At 31.7% G+C, this 16,174-nt stretch carries 17 protein-coding genes and 2 tRNA genes; 10 read left to right on the top strand and 9 right to left on the bottom strand.

The annotated features are described in order from the left end of the window. Window positions 1-20 precede the first annotated feature (20 nt). From H0I29_RS11010 to H0I29_RS10995, 4 genes are all read right to left on the bottom strand, one after another. A tRNA-Lys gene (locus H0I29_RS11010) sits at window positions 21-93 on the bottom strand. Between the two features lie 115 nt (window positions 94-208). Continuing rightward, window positions 209-281, bottom strand: a tRNA-Lys gene (locus H0I29_RS11005). Window positions 282-337: 56 nt separating this feature from the next. Continuing rightward, window positions 338-1,111, bottom strand: a complete 774-nt coding sequence (locus tag H0I29_RS11000) for an ABC transporter ATP-binding protein (protein ID WP_218732797.1) — start codon at window positions 1,109-1,111, stop codon at window positions 338-340. A gap of 3 nt (window positions 1,112-1,114) precedes the next feature. Next, a complete protein-coding gene (locus H0I29_RS10995) occupies window positions 1,115-1,855 on the bottom strand; it encodes an ABC transporter permease (protein ID WP_165732910.1) in 741 nt (246 codons plus the stop codon). Window positions 1,856-1,963: 108 nt separating this feature from the next. Between H0I29_RS10995 and pafA the strand changes: the two genes are divergently transcribed. Next, window positions 1,964-3,604, top strand: coding sequence for an alkaline phosphatase PafA (gene pafA, locus H0I29_RS10990; protein ID WP_218752340.1), 1,641 nt, complete (start codon window positions 1,964-1,966; stop codon window positions 3,602-3,604). 54 nt (window positions 3,605-3,658) lie between these two features. Here the strand turns inward: pafA and H0I29_RS10985 are convergent, their stop codons facing one another. Continuing rightward, the gene (locus tag H0I29_RS10985) at window positions 3,659-4,357 is read right to left on the bottom strand and encodes a PrsW family intramembrane metalloprotease (RefSeq protein ID WP_218752338.1); all 699 of its coding nucleotides are present in this window, start codon (window positions 4,355-4,357) and stop codon (window positions 3,659-3,661) included. Window positions 4,358-4,483: 126 nt separating this feature from the next. Beyond that, window positions 4,484-5,419, bottom strand: a complete 936-nt coding sequence (ctlX, locus tag H0I29_RS10980; RefSeq protein WP_218752337.1) for a citrulline utilization hydrolase CtlX — start codon at window positions 5,417-5,419, stop codon at window positions 4,484-4,486. A 123-nt stretch (window positions 5,420-5,542) separates the two neighbouring features. On the opposite strand from ctlX, the gene H0I29_RS10975 reads away from it, so the two are divergent. From H0I29_RS10975 to H0I29_RS10940, 8 genes are all read left to right on the top strand, one after another. Beyond that, complete coding sequence (locus H0I29_RS10975) at window positions 5,543-6,211, top strand: M15 family metallopeptidase (RefSeq protein ID WP_218752335.1); 669 nt, start codon at window positions 5,543-5,545, stop codon at window positions 6,209-6,211. Window positions 6,212-6,286: 75 nt separating this feature from the next. Then, complete coding sequence (locus H0I29_RS10970; RefSeq protein ID WP_254712614.1) at window positions 6,287-6,961, top strand: hypothetical protein; 675 nt, start codon at window positions 6,287-6,289, stop codon at window positions 6,959-6,961. 129 nt (window positions 6,962-7,090) lie between these two features. Then, window positions 7,091-8,080: a pyruvate dehydrogenase (acetyl-transferring) E1 component subunit alpha gene (pdhA, locus tag H0I29_RS10965; RefSeq protein WP_218732792.1), complete on the top strand. Its 990-nt coding sequence runs from the start codon at window positions 7,091-7,093 to the stop codon at window positions 8,078-8,080. A gap of 3 nt (window positions 8,081-8,083) precedes the next feature. Further along, on the top strand, window positions 8,084-9,712 hold the full coding sequence (locus H0I29_RS10960) for a pyruvate dehydrogenase complex dihydrolipoamide acetyltransferase (protein WP_218752333.1): 1,629 nt from the start codon (window positions 8,084-8,086) through the stop codon (window positions 9,710-9,712). A 78-nt stretch (window positions 9,713-9,790) separates the two neighbouring features. Beyond that, window positions 9,791-10,642 (top strand): DUF2807 domain-containing protein, encoded by an 852-nt coding sequence (locus tag H0I29_RS10955; protein ID WP_218752331.1) that lies wholly within the window; start codon window positions 9,791-9,793, stop codon window positions 10,640-10,642. A gap of 71 nt (window positions 10,643-10,713) precedes the next feature. Further along, a complete protein-coding gene (locus tag H0I29_RS10950) occupies window positions 10,714-11,400 on the top strand; it encodes a GNAT family N-acetyltransferase (protein WP_218752329.1) in 687 nt (228 codons plus the stop codon). 21 nt (window positions 11,401-11,421) lie between these two features. Further along, window positions 11,422-11,589 carry a hypothetical protein gene (locus tag H0I29_RS10945; RefSeq protein ID WP_165732919.1) on the top strand — a complete coding sequence of 56 codons (168 nt, stop codon included), beginning with the start codon at window positions 11,422-11,424 and terminating at the stop codon, window positions 11,587-11,589. Further along, window positions 11,579-12,355: an SGNH/GDSL hydrolase family protein gene (locus H0I29_RS10940; protein WP_254712613.1), complete on the top strand. Its 777-nt coding sequence runs from the start codon at window positions 11,579-11,581 to the stop codon at window positions 12,353-12,355. The genes H0I29_RS10945 and H0I29_RS10940 overlap by 11 nt, the downstream gene beginning before the upstream one ends. A gap of 34 nt (window positions 12,356-12,389) precedes the next feature. Here H0I29_RS10940 and H0I29_RS10935 read toward each other — a convergent pair whose 3' ends face one another. The 3 genes from H0I29_RS10935 to H0I29_RS10925 all read right to left on the bottom strand — a co-directional run bounded on the left by H0I29_RS10935 (window position 12,390) and on the right by H0I29_RS10925 (window position 13,674). Next, on the bottom strand, window positions 12,390-12,647 hold the full coding sequence (locus H0I29_RS10935) for a hypothetical protein (protein ID WP_068450561.1): 258 nt from the start codon (window positions 12,645-12,647) through the stop codon (window positions 12,390-12,392). Between the two features lie 7 nt (window positions 12,648-12,654). Next, on the bottom strand, window positions 12,655-12,963 hold the full coding sequence (locus tag H0I29_RS10930; protein ID WP_218752327.1) for a co-chaperone YbbN: 309 nt from the start codon (window positions 12,961-12,963) through the stop codon (window positions 12,655-12,657). A gap of 69 nt (window positions 12,964-13,032) precedes the next feature. Then, complete coding sequence (locus tag H0I29_RS10925; RefSeq protein WP_165732922.1) at window positions 13,033-13,674, bottom strand: peroxiredoxin; 642 nt, start codon at window positions 13,672-13,674, stop codon at window positions 13,033-13,035. Between the two features lie 301 nt (window positions 13,675-13,975). On the opposite strand from H0I29_RS10925, the gene katG reads away from it, so the two are divergent. Beyond that, the gene (katG, locus tag H0I29_RS10920) at window positions 13,976-16,150 is read left to right on the top strand and encodes a catalase/peroxidase HPI (RefSeq protein ID WP_218752325.1); all 2,175 of its coding nucleotides are present in this window, start codon (window positions 13,976-13,978) and stop codon (window positions 16,148-16,150) included. Window positions 16,151-16,174 lie beyond the last annotated feature (24 nt).

The raw sequence follows: 16,174 nt of genomic DNA, 5'->3' as shown, positions 1-16,174 counted from the left end.
GTGAAGCTTTTAATCTAATGTGACCGGGCTGGGGCTCGAACCCAGGACCCTCTCCTTAAAAGGGAGATGCTCTACCAACTGAGCTACCAGGTCATTTATTTTTATCTTAACGACTAAAAAGATATTTTTTTACTAATTAGAGAAACGACTTTCTCTTTTAAATTGTTTAAATAAGAACTTCACATTACTATGAAGTTCTTATTTTTTGTGACCGGGCTGGGGCTCGAACCCAGGACCCTCTCCTTAAAAGGGAGATGCTCTACCAACTGAGCTACCAGGTCAATTTATTTCCTTTTAAGCGGCTGCAAATATATACTTTATATTAGAAAAAACAAATCTATTTATATTTTTTTTCATTTAAATATGCTTCTCTTACTTTTTTAAATAAATTAGAAGAATACACAAAGTCTACAACAGCCTCATTGTCAGTTTTAAATATATCTTCACTGGTACCTTCCCAAGCTTTTCGACCTTCCTTTAAAAAAATTATTTTTTCTCCAATTTCCATCACAGAATTCATGTCATGTGTATTAATTACGGTTGTAATTTTATATTCATCAGTAATTTCTTGAATTAAGTTATCTATTACAATTGCAGTTCTTGGATCTAAACCAGAGTTTGGTTCATCACAAAAAAGGTATTTAGGGTTCATAACAATTGCTCTGGCAATGGCAACTCTTTTTTGCATTCCTCCAGAAAGCTCTGCTGGTAATTTTTTATTAGAGTTTTCTAAATTAACCCTATTTAAAACAAAGTTTACGCGCTCTAGCATTTCTGCGTGAGATTTATCTGTAAACATTTTTAACGGAAACATTACATTATCTTCTACCGTTTGAGAATCGAACAAGGCACTTCCTTGAAAAACCATACCAATTTCTTGTCTCCATTGCTGTTTTTCATTTTCAGTAAATTTTGTATTTATTCTACCATCAAAAGAAATAGAACCTTCTTCTGGTGTGTGTAAACCTATTAAAGATTTTATAAATACTGTTTTACCAGAACCACTTTGACCAATTATTAAACTGGTTTCACCAGGAAGAAAAGTAGCTGTTATACCTTTTAATACTTTTACATCTCCAAAACCTTTATGTAAATTATCTACTTCAATCATATTTTAGGTTAAAAGCATTTGAGTTAAAAAATAATTCGCTATTACAATTAAAATAGTCGTCCAAACTACAGCTTGCGTACTTGCTTTACCAACCGCTATAGATCCTCCTTTTACATAATAACCATGATAAGAAGGCACTGTAGATATTAGAAATGCAAAAATTAAGGTTTTAATAATTGCGTAGGATAATAAAAAAGGATCAAAATCTGTTTGAATACCTTCTATATAATTTGCTCCAGAAAAAAGACCCGATAAAACACCTGTAACCCATCCTCCTAAAATACCTAAGAACATCCCCAATGAGATTAAAAAAGGATAAAAGAAAACTGTTGCAATCACTTTAGGCAATACTAAATGACTTAAAGCATTTATACCCATTACCTCTAATGCATCAATTTGTTCTGTAACTCGCATAGTACCGATACTAGAAGTTATATAAGAACCTACCTTACCTGCTAAAATAATGGAACAAAAAGTAGGAGCAAATTCTAAAATAATAGAACGCTTAGCTGCAAAACCTATTAAAGATTTTGGAATAAAAGGATTGTCTAAATTTAAAGCCGTTTGCAAGGCAATTACACCTCCAATAAAAAAGGAAATAAACATAATAATCCCTAAAGACTTTAAGCCTAATTCATCAATCTCTTTTATCAAAGCTTCGTAAAAAACTTTTCCTTTTTGCGGTTTTTTAAAAACACGCCCTAACATCATAAAATATTTACCAACATGTTCTAGGTAACCCATTCATTTTAATTTTATGCTAAAGTATTAAATTATCATTAATAGTCCGTTAAATTGACCAAATCAAAACAAAAAATAATTACTTTTGACTCATAATTTATATATGTACTTATGAAATTCAAATTACTTTTCAGCTTCATCTGCCTATTTATTTGTTTAGGAAACAACAAACTAACATCACAAAATAAAAAACCAAAATTGGTGGTTGGTATTGTTATTGATCAAATGAGATATGATTATTTAACAAGGTATTCCGATAGATATGGAAAAGATGGATTTAATAGAATTTTACAAGAAGGGTTTTCTTTAGAAAATGCTCATTATAACTACATACCAACCTATACAGCCGTTGGGCACACCTCTATTTACACAGGAACAACACCAAGTGAACACGGAATTATCTCTAACAACTGGTATGACAAATATCAAAAAGAATCTATTTACTGTGTAGATGACAACAATTACAAAACTGTTGGAAACGAGGGTAAATATGGGCAAAAATCTCCAAAAAGACTTTTTACATCAACCATAACAGATCAATTACATTTGGCTCAAAATATGTTTGGTAAAACTATTGGAGTTTCTATAAAAGATAGATCTGCAATCTTACCTGCTGGCCATTCTGCAAATGCTGCTTATTGGTATGATGGTGGTAATTTTAACACTTGGATTACTAGTACATATTATATGAATGAATTGCCTAAATGGGTAAAAGATTTTAATGGAAATAATAACGCAGATAAATACCTAAATACACCTTGGGAAACACTTTACGATATTAAAACATACACAAACAGTAGAGTTGACGATAATATTTATGAAGGTAAATTAAAAGGACAGGAAGCACCAACTTTTCCGAAAGACTTAAAAGCATTGCGCTCTAAAAATGGTAATTTCGATTTGATAAAAACAGTACCAGCAGGTAATACTTATACAACAGATTTTGCCAAAGCTGCTATTATAGGTGAAAACTTAGGTAAAGGTGAACACACAGACTTTTTAGCTGTTAGTTATTCTTCTACAGATTATATTGGTCATAAATACGGAGTTGCTGCCATAGAAACAGAAGACACCTATTTGCGCTTAGATAAAGATTTGGCTAATTTATTTCAATTTTTAGACCAACAAGTTGGAAAAGATAATTACACCTTATTTTTAACTGCAGATCATGCAGCAGTGCATGTACCAGCTTATTTACAATCTTTAAAAATACCTGCTCACTATTTAAAGATGACGAAATTTAAAGAGTTTATTTTAGAAACCACTAAAAAATATTTTAATTCTGTAGATTTAATTGAAAACGTTTCTAATTATCAAATATTCTTAGATAAAGATAAAGTAGAATCTTTAGGTTTAGAGGTGAATAGCGTTGCTCAAAAATTAGCTGATGAAGTAATTAATTTTGACGGAATCTACAAAGCAGTAACCGCAAGAACTTTGCAAACAACACATTTCTCTTCTGGAATATTGAATTCGCTTCAAAACGGGTATAATCAAAAATTATCTGGCGATGTTTTAATGATTCCTAATCCGGCTACTTTAACCGGAGGAAGAACAGGTACAAGTCATGGGTCTGGATATTCTTATGACACACATGTACCAATTATTTTCTATGGAAACGGAATAAAACAAGGTTCATCATCAAAAAGATACAACATTACAGATATTGCGCCAACTATTGCAAATCTATTAAATATAGAGTCGCCAAACGGAACAAACGGTGTTGTAGTTGATGAAGTTTTAGAAAAATAAGTTCTATTTTATAATCCTTTCTAACAGGAATAAGTTATTAGAAAACCCCAAGACTTAGTTTTGGGGTTTCTTTTTGATTAAAAATTTAAATACAGAATTATCTTGATGTCTTTTTATCGCTTTCTTAGATAGTAGGATTCCAATTCCTAAAGAAATAAATGCACCTATAAAAATTCCCGGTATAAAATTGATGAACAGAAAAAAATCATATGCACCGTGAAACAGCGTTGCAAATAACAAACCTGTTAAATTTGAAACTATTCTATTTTTAGAAAACTTTGCTTTCCCCATAAAGTATCCCATTAAAATGGCAAATGTTGCATGTGCTGGAACCGCAGTAAATGCTCTTAATATTCCAGTAGACACTCCGTGTTGAAAAACATACAAAACATTTTCTAAGGTAGCAAAGCCCATAGAAACCATTACTGCATAGACAATACCATCAAAAGGCTCGTTGTATTCTTTATTTCTCTGTGCATAATATTTTACAATTACATATTTAGAAAACTCTTCTACCAAGGCAACTACTATAAAAGCCTTTACAAATTGTTGAAATATATTAGTTACATTAGTAACAGGCAGCAATCTATCTGCAAAACCACCAAGAATTACCGTAATTAGCACACTTGCCATTGCACCTAAAAGAAAGTTTTTAAATAAAAAAGGAATAGGCTCTTTTTCAAACTTATCTTTAAAATAAATATATAGAATAATAATGGTTGCAGGAGCGATAGCAAGAAGAAGTAAATGCATGGAGAAATTTAAATATTTTTTTTTTATAAAATAAAACAAACGCAAAGTTTTGAAAAGAATAATTTTATAATCCCTTTACCAACCTTGCGTTTGCCTTGTATTTTTGTGATTAATTATTCGCTAACTTTATTTTTTAGGCAAAAAAACTTCTGCCATCATACAACGCGCACTACCTCCACCACAAAACTCAATAGTATCTAAAGGACTAGAAATAATTTTACAATGATTGTTAATTTGTGATTTTTGAGATTGCGTTAAACTATTAAAAGCAGCTTGACTCATTACTAAAAAACGTTCATCATCTTTACCTCTAACTTCTAACATATTCCCAGCAAAGTTAGTAACCTGTTTTTCTGTAATGTCAATTACCTTTTTACCATCTTCTTTTAAATGCTTCAATACATTTTTGCGCTCAGATTTATCATCAATAGAAGCCAAACAGATAATAGCCAAAGTTTCTCCAACACACATCATAACATTGGTATGGTATATTGCCGCTCTTTTACCGTCTACTGTTTGATTTGCCGTAAAAACAACTGGTGTATATTCAAAATCTTCACAGAACTCTATAAACAACTCTTCATCTGCTCTCGGCGAAAGTGCACAATATGCCTTGTTATTCCCTCTATCTAAACAAATACTACCCGTTCCTTCTAAAAAAACACCTTCGTCTTCTGCAGAAGTATAATCAACAATATTCTCTATTAAAAAGCCTTCTTTTTCTATCTGTTCTAAAACATCCTCACGTCTTTCTAAACGCCTATTTTCTGCAAACATGGGGTAAATAGCAACGGTACCATCCTCATGAAAAGAGATCCAATTATTTGGAAAAACAGCATCTGGTGTATCCACTTCCTTTGTATCAGAAACAACAATTACACCAATACCAAAACCACGCAATTTCTCCACAAAATCATCAAATTCGTTCTGCGCTTTTGTATTAATGGTAGCTGGTAATGCATTATCAATATTATGTTGATAGTAATTATTTACAGCAGTTTGCTCATTCATCCTAAAACTAACAGGACGAATCATTAAAATTGTATTTGTAGTTTGCTTCATTTAATTCATTTATTAGGTACAAAATTAGCCTTTTTTTTAATCACTATAGATTTCAATGATTTTATTTTCTGATATAAAACAATTCTAAAAGTTTACTATTGACTTTTTGTTTATTTTTACTTCATGAAAAAAACACTTGCCTTTTTTATATTCTTTATTTCTCTTTTTTCCTTCGGACAAATTCTTCCTGAGGGTTTTGTCTATTTATCTGATATTGATAAAACAATTCAAAAAGAATTGCGCTATCTAAGCGATAATAACTTTATAGGAAAACCAATTGATGGCTATCATAAAAACTTTATAATAGTTACTAAAGCTTCCGCTGATGCTTTAACTAAAGTACAAAAGAGCCTTCAAAAAGAAGGATTCAGTCTTAAAATATTTGATTCATACAGACCGCAACAAGCAGTAAACCATTTTGTGCGCTGGGCAAAGGTTTTAGATGATACCTTAATGAAAAAGGCCTATTACCCAGATGTACCAAAATCAGAGTTATTTAAAAGAGGATACATTGCCTCTAGATCTGGACACTCAAGAGGAAGTACTGTAGATTTAACAATTGTAGATATTAAAACAGGTAAAGAATTAGATATGGGCAGCCCATTTGACTTTTTTGGTATAAAGTCTCATTATCTACCAAAAAACATCACTCCAGAACAACAAAAAAACAGATTGTTACTCCGTAACTTAATGTCAAAAAATAATTTTAGACCTTATAAAAACGAATGGTGGCATTTTACTTTAAGAAACGAACCTTTTCCTAAAACATACTTCAATTTCCCGATAGAGTAAGAAGTTTTAACAAAATAGAAACAGCCTCACTCAAAATCGGCATTATATTTGCATAATTGCCTGAAAGTCCTATAAATGAAAACAAATATAAACTTACTTCTTTTTTTTACTATTTCATTATTCTCTGTTTTACAACTATCTGCACAATTAGATTCTAATTCAGGAAGCAAAGAAAAAGGTAAAGTTAAAGGCATTGTTTTAAATAATTCTAAAGAAGTAACAAAACCAAAGGCATTAGAATTAGATGGAAATGATGGTTTTAAAAATGCTTTTGATAAAGAAAATGCTAAATTAAAAAAGCAAAAGGAAGAAAATGACCTTAATAATAAAGGTATTATAACACAAGAAAAGCAAAGAGAAGAGCGTTTTTTAAAAGCATTTAAAAAAGTAAACGGACAATATATTTATCCTATAATAGATCAAGATCTAGGTAGTTTTAGAACAGATTCTAAAAGTGTTAATATCATCTGCAGAGATTTCCAATACCCTGATGGAGATATGGTTACCATATTTGTGAATGACATACCCGTAGTACATAACATTACATTAAAACGAAGCTATCAAAAGTTTAACATCCCTTTAGAAATAGGTATTAATAAGATTGCCTTTAAAGCTCTAAATCAGGGTACATCTGGGCCAAATACAGCCGCTTTTAAGGTATATAATGATGAAGGTACACTACTCTCTTCTAATGAATGGAACTTGGCAACTGGCGCTAAAGCCACGATAGTAATAGCTAAAGACAAATAATACTCTTAAAATATTTTGTTTTATTTTAAACTAATCTAGTTTTTTTATTCTATCAAAAACAGTTATTTTTGTAACTGGTTATTAAAAAAGTAAATTTTAATAGTCTTAAAACAAACAATATCACTAAAAATGAAAGAAATCACCAAACAAACCTATTTAGATTGGTACAAAGACATGCTTTTTTGGCGTAAGTTCGAAGACAAACTTGCTTCTGTTTACATTCAACAAAAAGTTAGAGGTTTCTTGCACTTATATAATGGGCAAGAGGCAATTTTAGCAGGTGCATTACATGCAATGGACTTATCTAAAGACAAAATGATTACGGCTTATAGAAATCACGTACAACCGATTGGTATGGGAGAAGATCCTAAACGTGTAATGGCAGAATTATACGGAAAGGCAACCGGAACGTCTAAAGGAATGGGTGGTTCTATGCATATTTTTTCAAAAGAATTCCGTTTTTATGGTGGTCATGGTATCGTTGGAGGTCAAATTCCTTTAGGTGCAGGTCTTGCTTTTGGTGATAAATATAATAATACAGGTGGTGTAACATTAACCTGTTTTGGAGATGGTGCTGCAAGACAAGGTTCATTACATGAAGCTTTTAATTTAGCTATGTTATGGAAATTACCTGTAATTTTTATTTGTGAAAACAATGGGTATGCAATGGGTACTTCTGTAGAAAGAACTGCAAACCATACAGATATTTGGAAACTTGGTTTAGGATACGAAATGCCTTGTGGACCAGTAGATGCAATGAACCCAATTAAAGTTGCAGAAGCTATAGACGAAGCTTTAGATAGAGCGAGACGTGGTGATGGACCAACTTTCCTAGAAATGAAAACATATAGATATAGAGGTCACTCTATGTCTGATGCACAGCACTATAGAACTAAAGACGAAGTAGAAGAATACAAAAAAATAGATCCTATTACACAAGTAAAAGATGTTATTTTAGAAAAAGGATATGCTACTGCAGAAGAATTAGCTGCTGTTGATAAAGAGGTAAAAGTGAAGGTTAAAGAATGTGAGCAATTTGCAGAAGATTCTCCTTATCCAGAACCTCAACAGATGTACGATATGGTTTATGAACAAGAAGATTATCCTTTTATAAGTTAAGATATGGCTACAATAATAAATATGCCCAGACTAAGTGACACCATGGAAGAAGGTGTTGTGGCAAAATGGTTAAAAAGTGTTGGAGATAAAATTGAAGAAGGTGATATATTAGCCGAAATTGAAACAGACAAAGCTACAATGGAATTTGAGTCCTTCCATGAAGGAACACTTTTATATATTGGTATTCAAGAAGGAGAAACTTCTCCTGTTGATGTTTTATTAGCTGTTATTGGTGAAGAAGGTGAAGACATTTCTGCAATTATAAATGGTGATGAAGCAGAACCTGCAAAGGAAAAAGCAACTACCGAAGAAGTAAAAGAAGAAACTAGTACAGAAACAACTGCTAGTGATTCAGTTACAATTCCAGAAGGAGTGCAAGTAATTACAATGCCTCGTTTAAGCGATACAATGACTGATGGTACCATTGCAACATGGTTAAAGAAAGTTGGAGACGAAGTTTCTGAAGGTGATATGCTTGCTGAAATTGAAACAGATAAAGCAACAATGGAATTTGAATGTTTCTATGAAGGAACTATCTTATACATTGGTGTACAAGAAGGAGAAACTGCTCCTGTAGATAGCTTATTAACTATTATTGGCCCTGCCGGAACAGATGTTTCTGCAATAGTTGCTAATGGTGGTGCTGCATCTGCTCCTACTGAAGAAAAAACAGCTACTGCTAAAGCTCCTGAAAAAGCTGAAGCTGCTGCTACAAAACCAGCTGCTAAAGTAGAAGAAACTAAAACTGTTTCTACTTCAAATACTTCTAACGGTCGTATTTTTGCATCTCCTTTAGCAAAGAAGATTGCTTCTGATAAAGGAATTAATTTAGCAGATGTTAGTGGTTCTGGTGAAAACGGAAGAATCATTAAAAAAGATATAGAAAACTATACTCCTGCTGCTAAAGTTGAAGCTACTCCTGCCGCTGCAAATGTTGCTGCTGCTGGTGTAGAAAACTCAGAAGAAGTTAAGAATTCTCAAATGCGTAAAGCAATAGCTAAGTCTTTAGGTAACTCTAAATTCTCTGCTCCAGATTTCAGTTTAAATATTGAAGTTGATATGGACAATGCAATGGCATCTAGAAAAATAATAAATGCAATTCCAGACACTAAAGTATCTTTTAACGATATGGTAGTTAAGGCATGTGCAATGGCATTAAAAAAACACCCACAAGTAAACACTTCTTGGTCTGAGGCAAATACAATTTACCACAGTCATATTCATGTAGGTGTTGCTGTAGCTGTAGATGATGGTTTATTAGTACCTGTAATTAAACATACAGACGGATTGAGTTTAACTCAAATTGGTGCTGGTGTAAGAGATTTAGCAGGGAAAGCTAGAAATAAAAAATTAACTCCTGCAGAAATGCAAGGAAGTACTTTTACAGTTTCTAACTTAGGTATGTTTGGTATTGGTAGTTTTAACTCTATCATCAACCAACCTAACTCAGCAATTTTATCTGTTGGCGCAATTGTACAAAAACCAGTTGTAAAAGACGGACAAATAGTTGTAGGTAATACAATGAATTTGACTTTAACATCAGATCACAGAACTGTAGATGGTGCTGTTGGAGCTCAATTTTTACAAACATTAAAAACATTTATTGAAAACCCGGTTACAATGTTAGCTTAAGGTTTACCTTAAATTTTATAATAAAAACCATTTCAATATTTTTTGAAATGGTTTTTAGTTTTTATAACAATAACAATTATGACAAAAAAAACTACATTATTATTAGTATTCGTATTCGCTTTATTTAACAGCACCTTTAGTCAGGAAAAAATAAAAGGAAATAGATTAATATCAAAGATAAAAACAGATCTAGCTCCTTTTCATAGTGTGATCATAAATAATGATTTTAAAGTAGAGCTGATAGTCTCTAATACATCTTCATCTATAGAGATAGAAACCGATAAAAACCTACACGAGCATATTATTTTTAACGTTACGGATTCTGTTTTAACAATAGCTACTGACAAAAAATTAAAAGCAAAAAAGTTAAATATTTCAGTAAATTATAAAAATGCATTAAAGCAAATAATTTTAAATAATGATGCAGAAATAGAATCTTTAGGCACCATAAAAACAACTTCTATGTCACTTAAAATAAATGATTATGGAATAGCTGATTTAAAGATAAAATCTGATATTTTTAAGCTCTTTAATAATAATAAATCTCGAATGCAATTTAGATCTAAAAGTAAGTTAGATGTAGAAAGTAAAGATGTAGATCTAGATTTAAGTGAATCTTGCAAGGTAGACATGGTTCTTAAAGCAGAAAATTTAAACACAAGAATGATTGGTAATTCTGGCTTAAATATTGAAGGAACTGCTAATTTATTTAATGCGATTACATTAGAAAATTCAGCGTTAAATGGAGAAAAATTAAATGTTACTACTTGTAAAAGTATTATAAAAGATTCTGCTGCTATTACAATAAATGCATCAGAAAGTATTACTATAGAAGCTTCAGATAAAAGCAAAACAGAACTATATGGAGATGCTAAAATAATTTTAACTCAATTTTCAGAGAGCTCTAAACTATTTAAGAAAGAATTATAATACTTTTTAAAAACGCGAAACAAGAAAAAAAGCTCGCAAATTGTGAGCTTTTTTCAATATATTTATTTCTGATGAAAGACTTAGAACAAAAACTAAAAAACCCTGTCTGGTATTCATTAAATGAAACCCACAATACCTCTTTAATAAAGTATGATGGCGTACAATTTTATCGGCCAAACACCTGTTCTTTTGGTTCTTTTTTTGACTCTGGGAAAACAGCAAATGCATTAACAGCTCATTCTAAAATTGTAGAAAAATTCTTTTTAGTTTCAGAAAAAGGCACTCCTACAGTAGATGACAAGTATGTAGTTCTTGAGAAAAAAATAAACGGATGCCAGATGGTATTAGAGAACCTTATATCTGTAGAAATTACAGAAGATATTGTTTTATTAACACAAGAACACATAGACGAAGTATATGATTTAATTTGGTTAGTAATGCCTGGTTTTTATCAAAAGAAAGGCTTTGAAATGGGTAAGTTCTTTGGTATTTTTAAAGACGACAAATTAGTTGCTATTACAGGACAACGAATGCAAACTGATGATTTTATTGAAATTAGTTCTGTAGTTACACATCCAGATTATACTAGAAAAGGATTTGCAAAACAATTAATTCATCATACAACTAAAGAAATTATAAAAGAAAAAAAACTTCCTATATTGCATACCAATAAAGGAAACACCGCAATTTCACTATATGAGAAATTAGGTTTTAAATTAAGTCGAGATATGAATTGGTGGTTATTCCGCAGAAAATAATACACCTTATAATTTAATAACATGCCAAAAAAAGGGAAAGGAAAAGCTAAAAATTCCGTTAATAAAGCAAAACACACTAAATTGATGAATCAGAAAATTAATAAGGTGAAGTTAGAAAAACAGTTAAATAGAGAACGTTTAAAAGCTATCATTAAAAAAGTAAATGATGCCAAAAAGGATGATGAATAAAGTAAAATACTTTTTTGGTGCAATAGTTTCCGTGCCATTATTACCCATCTTATATTTCCAAGGAAAAAACATTCGAAAAAAGGTCCCAAAACTTCCAGAGGCCAAAGAACCAAAAGGTTTTATAAATGGTAATTTTAATAAAACGCTAAATATACTTTCTATTGGAGAGAGCACTATTGCAGGCGTTGGTGTAGGCCATCATAAAAATGGATTTACAGGGTCTTTATCAAATACACTTTCTATCAATTTAAAGAGTAACATAAATTGGCGCGTATATGCCAGAAGTGGTTATACTGTAGCACAAGTCTGTAAAAAAATTATTCCTAAAATTGAAGAAACATCTACAGATATTATTGTTATAGGTATGGGAGGTAATGATGCTTTTACCTTAAATTCTCCAAAAAAATGGGCTGATTCAATAGAAAACCTCATCAATTTATTACAAAACAAATTTCCTAGCACTCCTCTATTCTTTACAAACATGCCTCCTATTAAAGAATTCCCTGCATTTACAAAACCTATAAAATTTGTAATTGGTAATTTGGTAGAAATTTTAGGAGAAAGACTTCAAAATGTAGCACAAGATAGAAAAAACGTTTTTTACTATAATGAAGTCATCACCCTAAAAAAATGGAGTAAAAAGCACTCTTTATCTAAGAACAATTCTAAAATTTACTTTAGCGATGGGGTGCATCCGTCTGAATTGACCTATAAAGTTTGGGGAGAAGAAATGGCTAATTTTATCACAAAAAAAATCCCAAGTTAAATACTTAGGATTATATATAAAACAGTTCTATATATTATTGGTCTATAGAACCTAAAACGCGTTTCATAAAAGTATTTAACGCTTCCTTTTTAGGTGTTCCATCTTTTACCATTTTATCAACTTCAAGAGCACCATACATATTAGAAATTAATTCTCCAATAACATCTAATTCTTCGTCTTTTAAAGACGGAACTTCTGTTAAAGCTTCTAGAGTTTCAATAGTTTCTAGCACATAATCTTGATCGTTTTCTTCGATAAAATTAGTAAGATGTTTAATTACAGGTAACTTCATAATCTAATTAAATTACTTCGTTTACTAATTCTTTCAACACATCAAACTTGTTTGTTTGCGTTTGATTTTTTAAACTACCACCTTCAAAAGTTGCAAAAGTTGGCAAGTTACTTACATCTGCTAATTTTCTACTTTCAGGAAATTTTTCTGCATCTGCAATCACAAAAGTTACATTTTCATTTTCTGAAGCTAACTTTTTAAACTTTGGTTTCATAATTCTACAATTTCCACACCATGTTGCAGAATATTGTACAACTACTTTATCGTTTCCATTTACAATTTCTTGTAAATTATCTTCTGTTAATTCTTGTACCATTTTAATTATGAATTTAAAATTAAGAACTACGGATTAAAAAATCCGCAATCCTTAATTTATAATTAGTTTTTAGTGAGAAGCTAAATAAGCTGCTGTTCCTTTTGCATCTGGAGACATAGCATCCTTTCCTTCTTCCCAGTTTGCAGGACAAACTTCACCTTTTTCTTGTACATGCGTTAAAGCATCTATTAAACGTAAATATTCACCAACATTTCTACCTAAAGGCATGTTATTAATACTTTCGTGTTGTACAACACCCTCTTCATCTATAATATAAGTAGCTCTATAAGTTACATTATCTCCTTCTACCTGTATAGTTTGTGTAGCTTCATCAAAAGTTTCGTTAGTGATATCTAAAATACCTAAAATTGAGGATAAATTTCTATTACTATCTGCTAAAAGTGGGTATGTAACACCTTCGATTCCTCCGTTGTCTTTTGCTTGACTTAACCATGCAAAATGAACTTCAGGAGTATCACAAGACGCACCAATAACAATAGTATTTCTTTTTTCAAATTCACCTAAAGCTGCTTGAAAAGCATGTAATTCTGTAGGACATACAAATGTAAAGTCTTTTGGGTACCAAAATAACACTACTTTCTTGTTATTATTAACCGCTTCTTCCAATACATTCACTTTAAATGTATCGCCCATTTCATTCATTGCGTCTACGTTTAAATCTGGGAATTTTTTTCCAACTGCTGTTGCCATTCTATATAAGTTTTATAATTATTAATGTTCTATTTATTACTGACGCAAAGATAAAAATAAAGCAAAAAAAAATAGTATTTTAATGGTTAGTTTCAATATTGCTATAGCTTTTAACTATACACAAAGAACAACTAAATAAATTTTCACTATTAATAAAATTATGTTTATAAAATTCGTATTTTTAAAAACTATCAACTAAATAGCTTTTAACTATTCTAAAATAAAAACAATAGATAAAAATTATCTAAAAACAAGTTGTAGTTTTGTCAAAAATTAAAACATAAAATTTAAAACACATATAATGGAAAACTTAAAACATGGTTCTGGAGACATTTCACAATGTCCATTTCACGGAGGAAACACAACAAATGAAACTAATAATGATTGGTGGCCAAATTCTTTAAATTTAGATATTTTACACCAGCATGACACAAAAGTAAATCCACTTGGTGAAGAATTTAATTATCATGAAGCCCTTAAAAGCTTAAATGTTGAGGCTTTAAAAGAAGATGTAACCAAACTAATGACAGATAGTCAAGATTGGTGGCCAGCAGATTGGGGGCACTATGGAGGATTAATGATTCGTCTGTCATGGCATTCTGCAGGTTCTTATAGAATTAGTGATGGACGTGGTGGTGGTGGAACCGGAAACCAACGTTTTGCTCCTTTAAATTCTTGGCCAGACAATGCTAGTTTAGACAAGGCAAGACGTTTACTTTGGCCAATTAAGAAAAAATATGGAGATAAATTAAGTTGGGCAGATTTAATCATTTTAGCGGGTACCATCGCTTATGAATCTATGGGATTAAAAACCTATGGTTTTGCATTTGGTAGAACCGATATTTGGCAACCAGAAAAAGATACCTATTGGGGTAATGAAAAAGAATGGTTAGCTCCAAGTGATGAGCGTTATAATGATGTAGAGGACGCTAGCACAATGGAAAACCCATTAGCAGCCGTACAAATGGGATTAATTTATGTAAATCCAGAAGGAGTTAACGGTAAATCTGATCCTGCAAAAACCGCTTTACACATTAGAGAAACTTTTGCTCGTATGGCAATGGACGATGAAGAAACTGCTGCATTAACTGCAGGTGGTCATACAGTTGGAAAAGCACACGGAAATGGAGATGCAAGTATTTTAGGACCAGAACCAGAGGCTGCTCCTATTGAAAACCAAGGTTTTGGCTGGTCTAATCCTACCGGAACTGGAGTTGGTAGAGACACTGTAACAAGTGGTATAGAAGGAGCATGGACAACAGAGCCTACAAAATGGGATAATGGATTTTTCGATCTTTTATTTGGTTATGAATGGGAATTAACAAAAAGTCCTGCAGGAGCTACACAATGGGCACCAATCAACATTAAAGAAGAAGACAAACCTGTAGATGTAGAAGACCCTTCTATTCGTTTGAACCCTATGATGACAGATGCAGATATGGCCATGAAAGTAGATCCTATCTATCGTAAAATCTGTGAGAAATTCAGCAAAGACCACCAATATTTTTCTGAAACTTTTGCACGTGCTTGGTTTAAATTAACACACAGAGATATGGGGCCAAAAGTTAGATATTATGGTCCAGATGTACCTACTGAAGATTTAATTTGGCAAGATCCAATTCCTACAGGAAATAAAGAATATGACGTAAACCTTGTTAAAGCAAAAATTTCTAATACAGATTTAACAGTTGCAGAATTAGTTTCTACCGCTTGGGATAGTGCAAGAACTTATAGAGGTTCTGATATGCGTGGAGGAGCAAATGGTGCTCGTATTCGTTTAGCTCCTCAAAAAGATTGGGTTGGTAACGAACCAGAGAGATTAAACAAAGTATTAGATATTCTAACTCCTATTGCAACAGAATTTGGAATTAGTATTGCAGATACGATTGTTTTAGCAGGTAATGTTGGTGTAGAAAAAGCAATTAAAAATGCTGGCTTTAATGCAACTGTTCCTTTTACTGCTGGACGTGGAGATGCTACCGATGAAATGACAGATGCAGCTTCTTTTGAGCCTTTAGAACCAGTTGCAGATGGATATAGAAACTGGTTAAAACAAGAATATATTGTTAGTCCAGAAGAGATGATGTTAGATAAAACACAACTTTTAGGATTAACAGCTCCAGAAATGACAATTTTAATTGGAGGTATGAGAGTTTTAGGTACCAACTACGGAGGAACGAAACATGGAGTTTTTACAGATAATGAAGGTGCCTTAACAAATGATTTCTTTGTAAACTTAACAGATATGGGAAATACTTGGAATTCTGTTGGTGAAGGTTTGTATGAAATTAGAGACCGTAAAACAGATGCTTTTAAATGGTCTGCAACAAGTGTAGACTTGGTATTTGGTTCTAATTCAATTTTACGTTCTTACGCAGAAGTATATGCGCAAGATGATAATAAAGAAAAATTTGTAAATGCATTTGTAAAAGCTTGGACAAAAGTGATGAATGCTGATCGATTTGATAACAAATAAATAATTAAAGAAAGAGGCTGTCTA

Source organism: Polaribacter sp. R2A056_3_33, assembly GCF_019278485.1.
Classification (GTDB): domain Bacteria; phylum Bacteroidota; class Bacteroidia; order Flavobacteriales; family Flavobacteriaceae; genus Polaribacter.
The sequence above is the reverse complement of the archived record's forward strand: the minus strand, read 5'-3'. Positions and strand labels throughout refer to the sequence as shown.